The sequence below is a fragment of the Rhodocytophaga aerolata genome (assembly GCF_030503435.1).
Lineage (GTDB): Bacteria > Bacteroidota > Bacteroidia > Cytophagales > 172606-1 > Rhodocytophaga > Rhodocytophaga aerolata.
Genome location: NZ_JAUKPO010000162.1, coordinates 1 through 1,208, shown reverse-complemented (window position 1 = coordinate 1,208; position 1,208 = coordinate 1). Strand labels below are relative to the sequence as shown.

The window sequence follows — 1,208 nt, the reverse complement described above, 5'->3', positions numbered from 1 at the left end:
ATCCATATACAATTCCCTGGGAATGGAAGGAAGGGCGGCTGTGCGGGCAGTGGCAGCTGATGAACCGATGACCACTTTGCCTACCGGTGCCCGCAAGGTCATGGGCCGGTTAATGGTAAAGGTGGAGGAATAATTTCCTTTGGCGATATATATTTGTGCTCCATTCGGTGCTGCCATAACTGCCTGCGAAACAGTCTGGTAAGGAAAATGAATGTTGCCATTACCGGTATTGGTTGTGCTACGGGGTTCATAGTCTACATACACGGATTTGGCAGAAAAGACATTCTTCAGTTTATTCCGGAAAGCTTCGTTGCTGAACCCCAATCCATGTGAAGCATAGCCGTTGCCTTTAAGGCTTTGGTTATGGATGCCTATGGCAAAATTAGAACCAGCGTAGGTAATAGGGCCGCCGTCATCACTAGTTGTGTGATAAAGTGTATTATCAGATCCTAAAAGCAGTCCCGCATCATATAGTACATACCAATCCCGTTCCCCATCAGAGGTACTTTTGAGGTACTGGTTCTGTTCATACAAGGAGGTTTCATGCAGATGCAGTGTCCGGTACCGGCCAGCAAGATTGTCTCCCACCAGGGAACCATAGTGAAAAATATCTACCTGTATGGGATCATTGTTCTTATTCTTTGCATTAATTGTGAAATTACCCGGATTAGGGGCAATCCGGAAAAATTGCTGCTGGCGTTCACCCGGCAACAACCCATCCGAAGGAAATGGAATTAAAATAGTTCCATTGGCATTGAAATAACCTTCTCCATCTTTAAAGAAAATCGCATAGTTCTCTATGGATTCTGTTGCGACTATCACCTTGTACTGGTCCTGGGGGGAGGGGTGTTTCACGGTGGTTCCCTCAGAGGCCGGCACGTTAAACTCAATGATATCGTATTTTTTTTCAGCCACTATATGATAATAATAAGCTATATCAAATGAAGTAACGATAGCACCATTAGGGGCAATCCAGCCGGTACCAAAAGAGTTGGTTCCGTTAGTAAACCTGCCTACGGCCTTTGCATGCGGGTAGTTCTCTACTATAGAGGCCGATGTAGCGGAGGCCGCTTGCGCAGATGCCTGAAGGGTTTTTGAAGATATTTTGGCTCCATTAAACTGTTCAGCCTGTGCATCACTTACCTTAATTTCACTGATATGCACCGTATTTTTCTCACCAGTTACTGCCACCAACGATACTTTTACCG

General features: G+C 45.5%; 1 protein-coding gene. It reads right to left on the bottom strand.

Annotated elements, in window-relative coordinates; genetic code table 11:
• Positions 1 to 1,208 (bottom strand): hypothetical protein (locus Q0590_RS37320; protein ID WP_302042783.1); only part of this gene is annotated, 1,208 nt, incomplete at both ends.